The organism is Bacillus sp. LSHTCR4 (assembly GCF_057197025.1).
The window spans coordinates 919,092-936,452 of sequence record NZ_JBXUNO010000002.1; the positions used below are offsets into that span (position 1 = coordinate 919,092).

Annotated in this window: 16 protein-coding genes; 11 read left to right on the forward strand and 5 right to left on the reverse strand. The window is 37.1% G+C overall.

What is annotated here, in order from left to right:
* Nucleotides 1-10 precede the first annotated feature (10 nt).
* Genes pyrB through pyrE form a run of 8 tightly spaced genes read left to right on the forward strand, consistent with a single transcriptional unit; the run spans nucleotide 11 to nucleotide 9,524 of the window.
* The gene (gene pyrB / locus AC2CGR_RS18620; RefSeq protein WP_484481048.1) at nucleotides 11-925 is read left to right on the forward strand and encodes an aspartate carbamoyltransferase; all 915 of its coding nucleotides are present in this window, start codon (nucleotides 11-13) and stop codon (nucleotides 923-925) included.
* Nucleotides 909-2,195, forward strand: a complete 1,287-nt coding sequence (pyrC, locus tag AC2CGR_RS18625; RefSeq protein ID WP_001108374.1) for a dihydroorotase — start codon at nucleotides 909-911, stop codon at nucleotides 2,193-2,195. Before pyrB ends, pyrC begins: the two co-directional genes overlap by 17 nt.
* Nucleotides 2,192-3,289: a carbamoyl phosphate synthase small subunit gene (locus AC2CGR_RS18630; RefSeq protein WP_087966303.1), complete on the forward strand. Its 1,098-nt coding sequence runs from the start codon at nucleotides 2,192-2,194 to the stop codon at nucleotides 3,287-3,289. Before pyrC ends, AC2CGR_RS18630 begins: the two co-directional genes overlap by 4 nt.
* Nucleotides 3,274-6,492, forward strand: a complete 3,219-nt coding sequence (gene carB / locus AC2CGR_RS18635) for a carbamoyl-phosphate synthase large subunit (protein WP_087966304.1) — start codon at nucleotides 3,274-3,276, stop codon at nucleotides 6,490-6,492. Before AC2CGR_RS18630 ends, carB begins: the two co-directional genes overlap by 16 nt.
* Nucleotides 6,489-7,268 (forward strand): dihydroorotate oxidase B electron transfer subunit, encoded by a 780-nt coding sequence (gene pyrK / locus AC2CGR_RS18640; protein WP_000983358.1) that lies wholly within the window; start codon nucleotides 6,489-6,491, stop codon nucleotides 7,266-7,268. The genes carB and pyrK overlap by 4 nt, the downstream gene beginning before the upstream one ends.
* On the forward strand, nucleotides 7,265-8,194 hold the full coding sequence (gene pyrD / locus AC2CGR_RS18645) for a dihydroorotate oxidase B catalytic subunit (protein WP_074651368.1): 930 nt from the start codon (nucleotides 7,265-7,267) through the stop codon (nucleotides 8,192-8,194). Before pyrK ends, pyrD begins: the two co-directional genes overlap by 4 nt.
* Nucleotides 8,179-8,895 (forward strand): orotidine-5'-phosphate decarboxylase, encoded by a 717-nt coding sequence (pyrF, locus tag AC2CGR_RS18650; protein ID WP_087966306.1) that lies wholly within the window; start codon nucleotides 8,179-8,181, stop codon nucleotides 8,893-8,895. Before pyrD ends, pyrF begins: the two co-directional genes overlap by 16 nt.
* A complete protein-coding gene (gene pyrE / locus AC2CGR_RS18655) occupies nucleotides 8,892-9,524 on the forward strand; it encodes an orotate phosphoribosyltransferase (protein WP_087966309.1) in 633 nt (210 codons plus the stop codon). The genes pyrF and pyrE overlap by 4 nt, the downstream gene beginning before the upstream one ends.
* A 108-nt stretch (nucleotides 9,525-9,632) precedes the next feature.
* Here pyrE and AC2CGR_RS18660 read toward each other — a convergent pair whose 3' ends face one another.
* Nucleotides 9,633-9,887: a YbeF family protein gene (locus AC2CGR_RS18660; RefSeq protein ID WP_484481049.1), complete on the reverse strand. Its 255-nt coding sequence runs from the start codon at nucleotides 9,885-9,887 to the stop codon at nucleotides 9,633-9,635.
* A 167-nt stretch (nucleotides 9,888-10,054) separates the two neighbouring features.
* The gene (locus AC2CGR_RS18665) at nucleotides 10,055-11,440 is read right to left on the reverse strand and encodes a hypothetical protein (protein WP_270184843.1); all 1,386 of its coding nucleotides are present in this window, start codon (nucleotides 11,438-11,440) and stop codon (nucleotides 10,055-10,057) included.
* A gap of 166 nt (nucleotides 11,441-11,606) precedes the next feature.
* Between AC2CGR_RS18665 and AC2CGR_RS18670 the strand changes: the two genes are divergently transcribed.
* Together AC2CGR_RS18670 and AC2CGR_RS18675 are read left to right on the forward strand one after the other, a co-directional pair.
* A complete protein-coding gene (locus AC2CGR_RS18670) occupies nucleotides 11,607-11,972 on the forward strand; it encodes a YoqO family protein (RefSeq protein ID WP_061685616.1) in 366 nt (121 codons plus the stop codon).
* Nucleotides 11,973-11,987: 15 nt separating this feature from the next.
* A complete protein-coding gene (locus tag AC2CGR_RS18675; RefSeq protein WP_270184844.1) occupies nucleotides 11,988-12,356 on the forward strand; it encodes a YoqO family protein in 369 nt (122 codons plus the stop codon).
* 32 nt (nucleotides 12,357-12,388) lie between these two features.
* Here AC2CGR_RS18675 and AC2CGR_RS18680 read toward each other — a convergent pair whose 3' ends face one another.
* Both AC2CGR_RS18680 and AC2CGR_RS18685 read right to left on the reverse strand, forming a co-directional pair.
* A complete protein-coding gene (locus tag AC2CGR_RS18680) occupies nucleotides 12,389-12,913 on the reverse strand; it encodes a DinB family protein (protein WP_484481050.1) in 525 nt (174 codons plus the stop codon).
* Between the two features lie 84 nt (nucleotides 12,914-12,997).
* The gene (locus AC2CGR_RS18685) at nucleotides 12,998-14,068 is read right to left on the reverse strand and encodes a M24 family metallopeptidase (protein WP_270184845.1); all 1,071 of its coding nucleotides are present in this window, start codon (nucleotides 14,066-14,068) and stop codon (nucleotides 12,998-13,000) included.
* Between the two features lie 282 nt (nucleotides 14,069-14,350).
* On the opposite strand from AC2CGR_RS18685, the gene AC2CGR_RS18690 reads away from it, so the two are divergent.
* Nucleotides 14,351-15,532, forward strand: a complete 1,182-nt coding sequence (locus AC2CGR_RS18690; RefSeq protein WP_484481051.1) for a lysozyme inhibitor LprI family protein — start codon at nucleotides 14,351-14,353, stop codon at nucleotides 15,530-15,532.
* A 49-nt stretch (nucleotides 15,533-15,581) separates the two neighbouring features.
* On the opposite strand, the gene AC2CGR_RS18695 is transcribed toward AC2CGR_RS18690, so the two are convergent.
* Nucleotides 15,582-17,291, reverse strand: coding sequence for an Rqc2 family fibronectin-binding protein (locus tag AC2CGR_RS18695; protein WP_029439609.1), 1,710 nt, complete (start codon nucleotides 17,289-17,291; stop codon nucleotides 15,582-15,584).
* Between the last annotated feature and the right edge of the window lie 70 nt (nucleotides 17,292-17,361).

Genomic DNA, 17,361 nt, shown 5'->3' on the forward strand with positions numbered 1-17,361 from the left:
AGGGATGACGATGAGCCATTTGTTAACGATGAGTGAATTATCGGAAGTAGAAATTTCAGAAATCCTAAAAGACGCAGAAGATTTTGCGAATGGGAAAGAGAGCAAAACGACAGAGCAAACATTTGTTGCGAACTTGTTCTTTGAGAATAGTACGAGAACGAGATTTAGCTTTGAAGTTGCTGAGAAGAGATTAGGACTTGATGTTTTAAACTTTTCAGCTGATGCATCTAGCGTACAAAAAGGAGAAACGTTATACGATACGATAAGAACACTAGAATCAATCGGAACAAAAGCAGTGGTCATCCGCCATGAGCAAGATCGCTACTTCGATGAACTAAAAGATCAGGTGAATATTCCAATCTTAAACGCTGGAGATGGATGTGGGAACCACCCAACGCAGTGCCTACTCGATCTTCTCACAATTAAGCAAGAGTTTGGAAGATTTGAAGGTTTGAAGATTGCAATAGTAGGAGATGTTCGTCATAGCCGAGTAGCACGTTCTAATGCAGAAGCATTAACGAAGCTGGGTGCAACAATTTACTTTGCAAGTCCAGAAGAGTGGAAAGATGAAGACAACACATTTGGAACATACAAACCATTAGATGAACTTGTTCCAGAAGTGGATGTAATGATGTTACTCCGTGTACAACATGAGCGTCATGATCATTATGAAACAGACATTATGAAAGAGTATCATGAGAAACACGGATTAACAGTGGAAAGAGAAAAGCGTATGAAAGAAGGAAGCATTATTATGCATCCAGCTCCTGTAAACCGAGATGTTGAAATTGCAAGTGAACTTGTTGAGGGTGAGCGTTCACGCATATTTAAACAAATGGAAAATGGAGTTTACGTAAGAATGGCTGTACTAAAACGCGCCTTACCAAATGTATTAGGAGGAATGAAACATGAATTATTTGTTTAAAAATGGTCGTTATATGAATGAAGAAGGAAAAATCGTAGCAACGGATCTTCTCGTACAAGACGGTAAAATCGCTAAGGTAGCAGAAAATATTACGGCAGATAATGCTGAAGTAATCGATGTGAATGGAAAGTTAATCGCACCTGGATTAGTAGATGTACACGTACACCTTCGTGAACCAGGTGGTGAACATAAAGAAACAATTGAAACAGGTACGCTAGCAGCGGCAAAAGGTGGATTCACAACAATTTGCGCAATGCCAAATACACGCCCAGTACCAGATTGCAGAGAGCATATGGAAGACTTACAAAATCGTATTAAAGAAAAAGCGCATGTTAACGTACTACCATATGGAGCAATTACAGTACGTCAAGCGGGTTCTGAAATGACAGATTTTGAAACATTAAAAGAGCTTGGAGCATTTGCTTTCACTGATGACGGTGTAGGCGTACAAGATGCTAGCATGATGTTAGCTGCTATGAAGCGTGCAGCAAAACTGAATATGGCAGTAGTTGCGCACTGTGAAGAGAATACTCTTATTAATAAAGGTTGTGTACATGAAGGGAAGTTTTCTGAGAAACACGGATTAAACGGTATCCCATCAGTATGTGAATCTGTACATATTGCAAGGGATATACTGCTTGCTGAAGCGGCAGATTGTCACTATCACGTATGTCACGTAAGTACGAAGGGATCTGTACGTGTAATACGTGATGCGAAACGCGCTGGAATTAAAGTAACAGCAGAAGTAACACCCCATCACTTAGTGTTATGTGAAGATGATATCCCGTCAGCTGATCCTAACTTTAAAATGAACCCACCGCTTCGTGGAAAAGAAGATCATGCAGCATTAATTGAAGGTTTATTAGATGGAACAATCGATATGATTGCAACTGATCATGCACCGCATACAGCAGAAGAGAAAGCGCAAGGAATTGAAAGAGCACCATTCGGAATTACTGGTTTTGAAACAGCATTCCCACTTCTATACACAAACCTTGTGAAAAAAGGAATTATTACACTAGAACAGTTAATTCAATTCTTAACAGAAAAGCCAGCTGATACATTCGGCTTAGAAGCAGGTCGCCTGAAAGAAGGTAGAACAGCTGATATTACAATCATTGATTTAGAACAAGAAGAAGAGATTGACCCAACAACATTCTTATCAAAAGGAAAAAACACACCATTCGCAGGTTGGAAATGCCAAGGATGGCCGGTAATGACAATCGTTGGTGGTAAGATCGCATGGCAAAAGGAGAGTGCATTAGTATGAAAAGACAACTTATCTTAGAAGATGGAACAGTATTAATTGGAAAAGGTTTCGGAGGAGAAATCGAAAAGTCAGGTGAGGTTGTATTTACAACAGGAATGACTGGATATCAAGAAACATTATCTGATCCATCATATTGCGGTCAAATCGTAACATTCACGTACCCATTAATCGGAAACTACGGCATTAATCGTGACGATTTCGAATCGATTCACCCATCTGTAAATGGTTTAATCGTAAACGAAATTTGTGATCATCCATCAAACTTCCGTAATGAAATTTCGTTAAATGATTACTTAAAAGAAAGAAACATCCCGGGATTAGCAGGAATTGATACGAGAAAATTAACGAGAAAAATTCGCCAATACGGTACATTACGCGGACGCCTTTGTAACATGGATGCAGATGTAGAATACATCGTGAGCCAATTAAAAGCGACAGTATTTACAGATCACGTGAAACGCGTATCAACGAAAGATCCATACCCAAGTCCAGGACGCGGACACAGAGTTGTACTTGTAGACTTCGGAATGAAACATGGTATTTTACGAGAATTAAATAAGCGTGACTGTGATGTAATTGTAGTTCCTTACAACACAACAGCAGAAGAAATTTTACGCCTTAGCCCAGATGGAATTATGTTAAGTAATGGACCTGGGGATCCAAAAGATGTACCAGAAGCAATTGAAATGTTAAAAGACATTATCGGTAAAGTTCCTTTATTCGGAATTTGCCTAGGACATCAATTGTTCGCTCTAGCATCTGGTGCGAATACAAGTAAGTTAAAATTCGGTCACCGTGGTTTAAATCATCCAGTAAAAAATCTTGCAACTGGAAAAGTAGCAATTACATCTCAAAACCATGGTTACGCAGTAGAAGAAGAATCAGTTGAAAATACAGAGCTTGAAATTACACATGTTGCTTTAAATGATGGAACCGTAGAAGGTCTTCGTCATAAGAAGTTCCCAGCATTTACAGTTCAATACCATCCAGAAGCTTCAGCAGGACCAGAAGATGCAAATGATTTATTCGAAGATTTCTTAACAATGATTGAAAACTTCAAGAAAGAAGGGGAAGAGTTATGCCAAAACGCCTAGACATTAACACAATTTTAGTAATCGGATCAGGACCAATTGTAATTGGGCAAGCAGCAGAGTTTGACTACTCTGGAACACAAGCTTGTCAATCTCTTAAAGAGGAAGGTTACAAAGTAATCCTTGTTAACTCTAACCCAGCGACAATTATGACAGATACTGCAACAGCAGATAAAGTATACATTGAGCCTTTAACATTAGAATTCGTAAGCCGAATTATTCGTAAAGAACGTCCAGATGCAATCTTACCAACATTAGGTGGTCAAACAGGTTTAAACATGGCTGTTGAACTTGCAAAATCAGGCGTACTTGAAGAGTGCGGAGTTGAAATTTTAGGAACAAAATTATCAGCAATCGAGCAAGCGGAAGATCGTGATTTATTCCGTACATTAATGCAAGATTTAAATGAACCAACACCACCAAGTGAAATTATTCATAACCTTGATGAAGCATATGGCTTTGTAAACGAAATTGGTTATCCAGTAATCGTTCGTCCAGCATTCACATTAGGCGGAACGGGCGGCGGAATTTGCCATAACGAAGAAGAGTTAATTGAAATCGTAACAAGTGGTTTAAAACATAGTCCAGTAACACAATGTTTATTAGAGAAAAGTATTGCTGGCTGTAAAGAAATTGAATATGAAGTAATGCGTGATTCAAATGATAACGCGATTGTAGTATGTAACATGGAAAACATCGATCCAGTTGGTGTTCATACAGGTGATTCGATCGTTGTAGCACCGAGCCAAACGCTAAGCGACCGTGAATACCAAATGTTACGTAACACTTCATTACGAATTATTCGTGCACTAGGAATTGAAGGTGGATGTAACGTTCAGCTTGCACTAGATCCATATAGCTTCCAATACTATGTAATCGAAGTAAACCCACGTGTAAGTCGTTCATCTGCACTAGCATCTAAAGCAACTGGATATCCAATTGCGAAATTAGCAGCGAAAATTGCAGTCGGCTTAACATTAGATGAAATCGTAAACCCAGTAACACAAAAAACTTACGCTTGCTTCGAGCCAGCATTAGACTATGTTGTTTCAAAAATTCCACGCTGGCCATTTGATAAGTTTGAATCAGCGAACAGAACACTTGGAACGCAAATGAAAGCAACTGGTGAGGTTATGTCAATCGGACGTAACTTAGAAGAATCATTATTAAAAGCGGTTCGTTCTTTAGAGCTTGGTATTTATCACTTAGAATTAGACCACTTAAAAGAACTTGATAAAGAAACAATGAAAAAACGCATTATTAAAGCAGATGATGAGCGACTGTTTATCGTAGCAGAAGCAATTCGTCAAGGTGTAACGAAAGAAGAGATTAACGAATGGTGTGAAATGGACTTCTTCTTCTTACAAAAAGTTGAAAATATCGTAAATATGGAACGCGAAGTAAAAGCGAATGTAGGAAATATGGAAGTACTACAAACTGCAAAAGAAATGGGCTTCAGCGATCACTACATTGCAGCAGCTTGGAACAAAACGGAGCGCGAAATTTACGATATGCGTAAAGAAAATAATATGACGCCAGTATTCAAAATGGTAGATACTTGTGCGGCAGAGTTTGAATCCGCAACACCGTATTACTACAGCACATACGCTGATGAGAACGAATCAATTGTAACAGATCGTAAGAGTGTAGTAGTTCTAGGATCTGGTCCGATCCGCATTGGTCAAGGTGTTGAGTTTGACTACGCAACAGTTCACTCAGTATGGGCAATTAAAGAAGCTGGATATGAAGCAATTATCATTAACAATAACCCAGAAACTGTTTCAACAGACTTCAGTATTTCTGACAAATTATACTTTGAACCATTAACGATTGAAGATGTAATGCACATCATCGATTTAGAAAAACCAGAAGGTGTTATCGTTCAGTTCGGTGGACAAACGGCAATTAACTTAGCGGCGAAATTAGAAGAACATGGTGTGAAGATTTTAGGAACATCACTTGAAGACTTAGACCGTGCAGAAGATCGTGATAAATTCGAAGCTGCTTTAACAAAACTTGGTATCCCACAACCAGTTGGTAAAACAGCAACGACTGTAGAACAAGCGGTAGCAATCGCAGAAGAAATTGGTTACCCAGTATTAGTAAGACCATCTTACGTACTAGGTGGACGTGCGATGGAAATCGTATATCGTCAAGAAGAACTACTGCACTACATGAAAAATGCAGTTAAAGTGCACGCAGATCACCCAGTATTAATCGACCGTTACATGGTCGGTAAAGAAATTGAAGTAGATGCAATTTCAGACGGTGAGAATGTATTCATTCCAGGTATTATGGAACATATTGAACGTGCTGGAGTTCACTCTGGTGACTCAATTGGAGTATATCCACCACAAAGCTTATCTGAAAAATTAAAAGAACAAATCATTGAACATACTATTGCACTTGGAAAAGGATTAAACATTGTTGGATTACTAAATATCCAGTTTGTAGTATTCAAAGATCAAGTGTACGTAATTGAAGTAAATCCACGTGCGAGCCGTACAGTACCATTCTTAAGTAAAATTACAGGTGTACCAATGGCAAACGTTGCAACGAAAGTTATTTTAGGGCAAGACCTAGTAGAGCAAGGATACGGAACGGGCTATCATCCAGAAGAAAAAGAAGTATATGTAAAAGCTCCGGTATTCTCATTCGCGAAACTACGCTCAGTTGATACAACATTAGGACCTGAAATGAAATCAACAGGGGAAGTAATGGGTAAAGATTTAACGCTTGAAAAAGCACTATACAAAGGGTTAGTTGCTTCTGGAATTAACATCCCAACGCACGGATCAGTAATCATTACTGTAGCGGATAAAGATAAAGAAGAGGCGATGGAAATTGCAAAACGTTTCCATGAAATCGGCTATAACTTATTAGCAACAGCTGGAACAGCACAATCATTAGAAGAGCAAAATATCCCAGTACAAGTTGTAAACAAAATTGATTCTGAAGACTACAACTTACTAGATATTATCCGTCAAGGAAAAGCACAGTTTGTAATCAATACGCTAACAAAAGGTAAACAACCAGCGCGTGATGGTTTCCGCATTCGCCGTGAATCAGTAGAAAATGGTGTAGCTTGCTTAACATCACTTGATACAACGAGAGCAATCTTACGAGTATTAGAATCTATGACATTCTCAGCTCATTCAATGAAAGAAATTACGCAAACAAAGCGTCACGAGGTGGTACATGCATGATGCAAAAGCAAAATATGATCGTCGTTAATCAAAAAGAAATCGCAAAGAACATTTACGAATTAGTGCTTCAAGGAACTTTAGTACAGCAAATGAACGAACCAGGGCAGTTTGTACACATTAAGGTAGCAGAGGGCATTGCGCCCCTTCTGCGCCGCCCAATTAGTATTTGTAATGTAGATCAAGAGAAGAACGAATTTACAATGCTATATCGTGCGGAAGGACAAGGGACAAAAACATTAGCAACTAGAAAACAAGGTGAAATGGTAGACGTACTAGGACCACTAGGACACGGTTTTCCTGTAGAAGAAGCAGAAGCTGGTCAAACAGCTTTACTAGTAGGCGGGGGAATTGGTGTACCACCACTTTATGAATTATCACAGCGCCTCGTTGCAAAGGGTGTACGTGTGATTCACATCTTAGGTTTCCAAACGAAAGATGTCGTTTTCTATGAAGAGAAATTTGCAGAACTTGGTGATACGTACGTTGCGACAGTAGACGGTACACACGGTACAAAAGGATTTGTCACAGATGTAATTGATCATTACGGAATTGACTTTGATATTCTTTATTCATGTGGTCCGTTAGCGATGCTTCGTGCATTAGAAGGACGTTACAAAGAGAAAAAAGCCTATATTTCATTAGAAGAGCGTATGGGCTGTGGTATTGGAGCTTGTTTCGCATGTGTATGCCACTTACAAGAAGATCCAAGTGGACATTCTTACAAGAAGGTGTGTAGCGACGGACCAGTATTTCCAATCGGGGAGGTTGTACTATGAACAGATTGCAAGTTGAATTACCAGGATTATCATTAAAAAATCCAATTATACCGGCATCTGGATGCTTTGGATTTGGTCGTGAATATGCACAGTTTTACGATTTAAGTGTACTAGGATCAATCATGATTAAAGCGACGACAGAACAACCACGCTATGGAAATCCTACGCCTCGTGTTGCTGAAACACCAGGCGGCATGTTAAATGCAATCGGACTTCAAAACCCAGGATTAGAAAAAGTAATGAATTCTGAATTACCTTTTCTCGAACAATTTGATCTTCCAATCATTGCGAACGTTGCAGGCTCACAAGCTGAGGATTACGTAGCGGTTGCAAAGGAAATTTCTAAAGCGCCTAATGTCCATGCGCTAGAATTAAATATTTCTTGTCCGAACGTAAAAACAGGTGGTATCGCCTTTGGTACAAATCCTGAAATTGCTGCTGATTTAACGAAGCGAGTAAAAGAGGTTTCTGAAGTACCTGTATACGTGAAGTTGTCACCGAACGTGGCAAACATTGTGGAAATTGCAAAAGCGATTGAAAATGCAGGTGCAGATGGTTTAACGATGATTAATACATTGCTTGGTATGCGTCTAGATTTAAAAACAGCTAAACCAATTTTAGCAAACCGTACAGGCGGATTATCAGGTCCTGCGATTAAGCCAGTAGCAATTCGTATGGTACATGAAGTAAGCCAAGCGGTGAACATTCCAATTATCGGAATGGGTGGTATTGAAACAGCGGAAGATGTAATTGAATTCTTCTACGCTGGCGCAAGCGCAGTTGCAGTTGGTACAGCGAACTTTATCGATCCGTTCGTATGTCCGACAATTATTGAAGAGTTACCAGCATTACTAGATGAATTAGGATTTAATCACATTTCGGAATGTCAAGGAAGGAGCTGGAAGCAAACATGTCACAGTCGTTAATCGTTGCACTAGATTTTCCAGGGAAACAAGATGTAGAGCAATTCTTGCGCCACTTTGAAGGGGAAGAGTTATTTGTCAAAGTTGGTATGGAGTTATTTTACAAAGAAGGCCCTGCGATAATTACGTACTTAAAAGAACAAGGACATAAGATCTTTCTAGATTTAAAACTTCATGATATTCCGAATACGGTAAAAAGCGCTATGCGCAGCCTAGCTAGTCTAGATGTTGATATGGTAAATGTTCATGCTGCTGGGGGAAGCAGTATGATGAAAGCTGCGATTGAGGGATTAGAGGAAGGTAAGCAAGAAGGAAAAGAGAGACCGATTTGTATTGCAGTTACACAACTAACAAGCACTTCGGAAGCTATGATGAAAAAAGAGATTGGTATTGAGAAAACGTTAGAAGAAGCGGTTGCTCATTATGCAAAACTAACGAAAGAAAGTGGACTTGATGGCGTTGTTTGTTCAACGCTTGAAGTTCCGAAATTACGTGAAGTATGCGGAAATGAATTTGTAACAGTAACACCGGGGATTCGTCTTGCAAGCGATGATGTAAATGACCAGGTGCGCGTAGCAACACCGAAACGTGCGAGGGAACTTGGCTCAAGCTATATCGTAGTTGGACGTAGTATTACAAAAGCAGAAAATCCGCTTGAAGCATATAAAACAGTAAAACAACAGTGGGAAGGTGTAACAGTATGAAAAAAGAAATCGCATCGCATTTATTAGAAATTGGAGCAGTATTTTTACAACCGAATGATCCATTCACATGGTCTTCAGGTATGAAATCACCAATTTATTGTGATAACCGTTTAACTTTATCTTATCCGAAAGTACGTCAAGCAATTGCAGCTGGATTAGAAGAGTTAATTAAAGAGCACTTCCCAACTGTAGAAGTTATTGCAGGAACAGCAACTGCTGGTATTGCGCACGCTGCATGGGTAAGTGATCGTATGGATTTACCAATGTGTTACGTACGTAGTAAAGCAAAAGGTCACGGTAAAGGGAATCAAATCGAAGGAAAAGCTGAAAAAGGTCAAAAAGTTGTAGTAGTAGAAGACTTAATTTCAACTGGAGGTAGTGCAATTACATGTGTAGAGGCACTTCGCGAAGCTGGCTGTGAAGTATTAGGAATCGTATCAATCTTCACATACGAGCTAGAAGCAGGAAAAGAAAAGTTAGAAGCAGCGAACGTAGCATCATATTCTTTAAGTGATTACAGTACATTAACTGAAGTTGCAGCAGAAAAAGGTATGATTGGACAAGCTGAAACGAAAAAATTACAAGAGTGGCGTAAAAATCCAGCTAACGAAGCTTGGATCACAGCGTAACACGAAAAAAGACGACCGCGGGGGAACGCGGTCGTTTTTTTTATATAAATTCAATGTAAAGTTCCATCAATATTAAAGAAAATCATATGACGATCCCCTTGCTAGCAACTATTTAGCGTTTTCCACAACTTCATACCCTCTCACAAACAATAGCGTCACATAAGAAACAATAAATGAGAAGATGCTGTACATGCCAATCCAAAAGAAAAATTTTGGAGTGAAGGCGATAACACCTATTATTAAAAAACTAGCAAACGTTACAATCGGCATTACGTAATACGTTTTCGTTTTGCGTGTGCCAATAACAGATACGATAAAGATAAATAATGGACAAATTAATAAGACGAAAATCAATTCATTCATAGGTATGTCCCCTTTTCTAATTGCAGTAATCTGTTTCTCGTAAACGTTTTGAAATAATTACTCTCCTAATATAATTTCGCTAAGTAATAACGAATCCCTCTTGAAAACTGATAATTCATGATGAATTTTACAAGCAAAAAACGTAAGCAAGAGAACACATGCTTACGTTATAGGATAAACATCGCAACGATTGTGGTGACAATTAAACCGATAACAACCGGTAAAAAGTTTCGGCGTGCAAGTTCAAATGGATCGACTTTACAAATCGCAGCAGCAGGAATAAGAGCCCAAGGAATTAACGTCCCGCCCCCGGTCCATATAGCTGCAATTTGCCCGAGTGCTGTTAATGTAGCTGTTCCATGGCCAAGTGCTGTTCCAAAAAGATTGGCAATGGAACCAGCAAGTGATATACCTGAAAAACCTGATCCATCTAAGCCGGTAATGACACCAACGATGGTTAATGTCCCTGCCGATACATATTGATTTAAAGGAACAGTTTGAGATAAAGCGATGCCTAAGTCGTTAATGATTCCGTGTGAACCTTTCGGTAAATAGTCCCCGATAATTTTCACAAAGCCGCTATCTCCTAAATAAAAAAGTGCAGCGATTGGAATAACTGGTCCGAAAATTTTAAAGCCAAATTGGAGCCCTTCTATAAAATAATCGGTCGTTTTATTTAGTCCATTACCTTTGTAGGCGATGAGTGAAATGATGATAATCATAATAACAGTTGTTCCGCCGATAAGTGCAGTTGCGTCGCTTCCTTGCAGTTTAAATTGAATCATGCAAAGGATATCAATGATATATACAATAGGGATACAAATAGCGAGCCATTTCTTTGTATGAGGAGATAATGAAGTGAGCGTTTTAGAAGACTCAGTTGATAGAATAGATTCTTGTATAGCTAAGCCTGTATGAAACTCTTTTCGTAAGAAGAAAAAAGCGACGGAAGTTGTCACAACGCCCATAACGATAACGAGTGGAACACTTGCAGATACGACGCTGGAAACAGGGAGACCAGCAGCGTCTGCGGTTAATTTTGGTGCGCCTTGTATAACGAAGTCGCCGGATAAAGCAATCCCATGACCGAATAAGTTCATAGCAATTGCTACTCCAATTGGGGGGAGACCGACGCGTACAGCAACCGGTAATAAAATAGCTCCCATTAAGGCGACAGCGGGAGAAGGCCAAAAGAAGAAAGAAATTGTCATCATCAAAAGGCCGATAATCCAGTAGGCGAGGGTAGGGGTACGGATCATCTTTGTAAATGGTGAAATCATTGTATCATTTATACCGGTATGAACGAGTAAATTGCTCATGGATACGATAATGGAAATGATTAATATAGTTGGTAATAGCTCAGTAATGGCGTAAATAAAACTTTGAAAAATGCCGCTAACGGCAAGAGGGATAGAACTTGTAGCAGTTAATGCTAATAAAAAGATAAAAACGATACAAATAATCGTCGTATCTTTCCGGAGAATAAAAAAGGTAATAATGGTGAGTAAACAAAGAATATAGAGAGCGTGCAACAGCGTTAATTCAACTTCCATAACATTCACATCCTTTAGGCGTTCGTGTAGTTCATTGTATGAAAGCGGTGAAAGTATGTGAGTATAAGAAACAGAAAAAGGTAAAATTTCATGTACTGTAATGGTAAGAATAAAAAATGGATGTTAAAATACAATTAATCCTAAAAATGGAATTGGAGGAGGGCTTATGCACAAAAAAATTGGATTTTGGGGATTTATCATATCTTGTAGTCTATTAATCATTTTAAAGCTATTTACAAACAATGAATGGATAAGTATTATACCTGTTTTCGGGTTTGTATTTATACTTTTATATAACTGGGATGGTATGAAACAATATAGTAAGAAAAGTATCGGAATTATGATAGGTATCATCGTTGTTTGCTCATTGTTCGCAGGGGTTATTTTAATAGAGGGTCAGAAACAAATGGAGAAAATGTCTATTTTTCAAGAATGGATGTCGTCTGCAAAAAGTCTTTATATTGTAATTGTAGTAGTTATTTTTCTAAGAATTGTTATAAGCATAGCAAGTTACATAGTAAAGGAGAAGTAGAATGGGGGAGTACGAATGAGAGAGAGAATAGGTTATTATGGTGTGTTCGTTTGTTTACTATTATCAGTTATTTCAGGGCAATTTTTTAAAAGTGAATGGGTACCAGTTATATTATGTATAGGAGTATTAATTTTTGCTCCCATGTATCGCTGGAATGAATGGCAAGCATATAGCCGAAAAAAGAAAATTGTTTTCAGTATTGAGTTTGTTATTATAATTAGTACGATTCCGTTTTTGTTACTGAAGGGAAATGAGATAATAGATGGAATTGTAATGTTTCAAGGGTGGTTATTTATTGCAAAATTGCTATATTTAATATGTATTTTAATATTGGTAGCAGTAATCGCTAAAAAAGTAAACGAAAAGTTATTCGTTAATGAATAGAAGAAAGTGCCACCTTATCTGGTGGCACTTTCTTACTTTATTGAATGAGCTTTTTGCATCTTCTTAATTAAACGAATTTGTCCGCGATAATTGATTTCATCTTCAAATACGTGAAACCATTTAAAGTAGTTGTTTGCTTGTTTATCATACCAAAAGTCTGTCGTTTTAAATAACCATCCATCAGGAAACGATTGAAAAGTCTCAATCGTTTTGGAACGTACTTCTTGTAATGTATTGATATAAAATTCTATAGAGTTTCCTTTTATTTTCTTGCGTCCAAGATCTTCTAATTCGAGACCAGGTAACCATCGTTCTATTTCAGCCTCCGTTGGCTCGCGGTCTTCAAAAGTATGAATCTGGTAGTAAAATTCAACAGCGGCCATGTGATATAATAGCATGCCGATTGAATTTGCTTCCTCATCATATAAATAATCAAGTTCTTCCATTGTTAAACCTTCCACCGCTTGCATTGTTGTATAGCGAGCGTAATTCATCATGGAAACTAGTTTGGAAAATTCAGGATGTAAACCATCTATTTTATCGATTACAAAGTTCAATTACAATTCCCCCCTTTTTAAATGAATACTCAAGAGAAGGAATTCTATGTGTAGAGAAAAAATCAAGTTGAAAATTTCAAAATATTAACAAGGGATTATAATTAGTTCTCTATTTGATTTTGTAATAACTTCATATCCGTCTTTTGTAATGACGATATCATCTTCAATTCTACAACCGCCCCAGTTCGGTATGTAAATACCTGGTTCAACTGTGACAACCATACCTTCCTCTAAAGTAGCCTTACTTTCTTGGGATAGGCGGAGAGGTTCATGAATTTCTAATCCAAGACCATGACCAGTAGAATGTCCAAAATATTGACCGTATCCATGCTCAGCAATGTAGTTTCTCGTTATATCATCGATACGTTTTGCAGTTTCTCCAGGTTTAATCGCTTCAGTCCCGCGTTTTAATGCTTCAAGTACAATATTGTATATCTTTTTGAATTCTTCTGATGGTTCCCCGATTGCTACAGTACGTGTTATATCGGAACAATATCCGTCGTAAAGTGCACCGAAATCTAATGTAACGATGTCGCCTCGTTCAATTATTTTATTTGATGCAACTCCATGTGGAAGAGAAGAACGAACACCAGAAGCTACAATAATTTGAAATGATGAAGATGCAGCACCTTTTTTTCGCATGAAAAATTCTAATTCATCTCGTACAGTATTTTCACTTATTCCTGGTTTTAGAAACGTAAGAATGTGGTGAAATGCTTCGTCCGCAATATTAGCTGCAATTTTCATTGTTTCTATTTCAGGTGTGTCTTTAATGATACGAATATTTTCGATAATTTCGCACACTTGAATCATTTCCGTATGTACGTATTTTTGCAAGTTTTTATATTGTTGCAATGTCATGTTGTTTTCTTCAATTCCAAGTTTTTGAATGTTTAATTTCGATACTTGATGTGCAATTTCTTTTTCTAAATTTCCTTTATGCATAACAATTTCAGCATCTTTTATTTGTGATTTTGCTTGATCTACATAGCGGAAATCTGTTATAAAAACAGCTTGATCGGCAGAGATTAAGACGACGCCAGCACTACCTGTAAAGCCTGTTGCATATTGGCGGTTTTCTTTTTTTGTAATAAGTAACCCGTCAATTCCGTACTTATGTAGTTGTTTTTGGATATTAGTTATTCTTATATTCATTTTAATGCCTCCTTTTTATATTTAATAAAGCAAAAATTGTGCCAATATACTTATTGACAATAAAAGAGAAGAGGGAGTTTTGTGTCAAAAAAACTAGACAAATATAAAATGAGGATGTAAAAAATTTATACAGTAATGTAAACTTGCATATTATAATCTTTCAATTCTAATATTATATTTTTTGTATAAATAAATGGTGATAATTGGTATAATAAGAGGTCGTTATGTTTTCTTGTAGATAAAGGTGCGTAACGAATAAATAGGAATAAGGAATGTGAGTATATGAAGAAATTAAGTAAAGTCATGTCATTTTGCTTCGCTGCTAGTATGCTAGTTGTAACAGGGTGTGAAAAAAGTGAAATCAAAGTTCAAGCAAATGAAACGATTGAACAGCTTGATGAAGCGCCAGAAGTGACAGAAAAAGAAGCGAAAAAGATTGTAAGAAAGAGTGTAGATGCAATAGCAAATGCATTTAGTGAGATGGAAAAAGAAAATGGATGGAGTCGAAATAATCCTGGAGATTTGGCGACAGCGAAAAAAGGAGTTAAGGGATTAGTTACAGAAAAATTTGTAGAGAACCAGCTTCCTAATTCGCTTGAAACATTTAATAGATCTAGAGAGACAGATATGTTGCCATTCCCTATTAATATTGAACCAGAAATGAGATTAACGTATACACAGAAAGATAAAAATTTAACGATTGAAACGATTATACCTTCAAATGATATGGGAAATGAAGCAGAGATATGGGAATTTATTTTCGTTTATAAAGATGGAAAATGGTTAATGGATAAATGGTCATCACATACACCGAGAGATTTAAAACTTACGAAGGAAGAAGCTAGTGAGTTTCTTAAAATTCGTGGTTTTAAGAATATATCTTTTGTTAAAGAGGAGAACAGTGGTGATAAAAAGTATATTTTTAAAGACAGTACTAGTTTAGTTACTGTGAATGCAAAAACATCGGTTATTACAATTAATTCAGATAACCCAAAAGAAGAACAGGTAGCGAATAAAAATAGTAGTGAAGAACACGAAAACATTAAGGAAAATAGCATGAGTACGCATGCTACTTCTAAAGAAGAGAAGCAGACTAAAAAAGAAACTTCGTCAGTAATGGGTAAAACTAAGGTTTTAAATGAGTTAGCGGCTCTAGAAAATCAAGAAACACATGCAAATGTTGCGTCAGATAATGATATAGTAAATGAAATAGAAGGAAATTATGAACTGTGGGATAATAAACTAAATGAAATTTACAGTACATTAAAAAATATGATGTCCCCTGATGCATTTCAGTCATTAAAAACGAAACAAATTGCGTGGGTTAAAGAAAAGGAAAGTAAGGTTAAAGCAATTGGTACTGATACAAATAACGGGACGATGAGACGTATAGATGCTTCAGAAGAGAAATACAAGATGACAAAAGAAAGATGTTATGAATTAGTGAATGGGTATATGAACTAGTTTGAACGAATATAAAAATGCGTTGCTTATGAGCAACGCATTTTTATATTTAAGCTTTTAATTTCATTACAGTATCAGCATCCGGTGTAACATATACGGTTTGCTGATTGTCGTACGTAACAAAACCAAGTTTTGCACCACTCGGTTTTTTCACATGGCGTATTTTTGTGAAATCAACAGGTACAGAACTAGACTCTTTTGCTTTACTGTAATAAGCAGCAATTTTGGCAGCTTCTAGTAAAGTTTCTTCAGCAGGTTCTAAAGAACGAATGACAACGTGAGAACCAGGTATGTCTTTCGTATGTAACCAAATTTCATCACGGCGGGCAAATTTCGTTGTTAAATAATCATTTTGCTTATTGTTTTTACCGACGAAAATTTCTGTACCATCACTAGCCAAATATTTATCTAATACGGGTTTAGTAGGCTTTTTCTTTGCGTTTTTCGTTTTACGATTGCGCATATAACCTTCTTCAGCTAATTCCTCACGAATTTCTTCAATATCTTTTGAAGAAGCAGCTTCCATTTGTTGAAGTAAGCTATCGAAATAAAGAATTTCTTCCTTTGTTTTTCCGATTTGTTCTTCTACAACAACAACTGAATTTTTCGCTTTTTGGTACTTTTGGAAATAGCGTTGTGCATTTTCAGATGGTGTTTTTAAAGGATCTAATGCGATCTTTACAGTTCCGCCATTTTCATCGTAATAGTTAACGACTTCAATATCTTTATCGCCTTTTTTCAAAGCGTACATATTGGCTGTAAGTAGTTCTCCAAATAGTTGATATTTATCTGCTTTGCCAGCATCTTGTAATGTTTTTTCTAGTTTAATGAGTTTTTTCTCATTTTTATTTTTTTCGTTTTGCATAAAGCGCTCTAAATCATGAGCTTGTTGTTTTACACGGTCACGCTCTGCTTTTCCGAAAAAGAAACGGTCTAGCAATTCACTAACAGACGAGAATGTCTTGTCTTCTCCTGCTAAGTGCGCAAGAGGGAAAAGATAAAAGAATTCTTTCCCATTTGAAGTAGTCATTGTTGGTGAATATGTATGAGTTAATAATGGTTTTTGTATGGAGAAAAATGCGTCAGCTAATGCTTTTTCATTTACCATACCTGCTTTTTTCACTACTTCTTTTGCGAATAATGGTGATATTCCGGTAAAGGTTCCGACTAGCTGTTTATCCATGTTTCCAGATAGAAAGTCTAGCGGTCTAATAAATTCATCATTTGTTTCGACCTGAAGTGGGTTAATTTTATGTTGTGCTGGTGGTGCAATATATTCAGCTCCAGCGTATACAGTTCGATGTCGGTTTACTGCTAAAGAAACGTGTTTTAAGCTATCTAAAATATTGTTTGTTTTTGTGTCTACTAAAATTATGTTACTATGTCGTCCCATAATTTCAATTACTAATGTTTTTAGCGATTCATCACCAATTTCATTTCTGCTACGAACGGTAATTTGAATAATACGCTCTAAATCAATTTGTTCAATTTTTTCAATGAATCCACCTTCTAAATGCTTACGAAGAAGCATGCAGAACATTGGTGGAAGTGCAGGTGAATCGTAACTTTGGTTTGTTAAGTGTAAACGTGCATATGTCGGATGAGCGGAAAGAATCAGTTTTTGATTTTTTCCGTTTGCTCGAATATGTAATAAAATCTCGTATTTTGAAGGTTGATATATTTTTGAAATTCTTCCCGTGTAAAGAGAATTTGCAATTTCATGTGTAATCGCTCTTGTAAATAATCCATCGAATGCCATGATTGAACACTCCTTTCTAACTAAAAGTTAATTATAGCATTTTTTTGGACGAGGCTGAATAAGCTTTCAA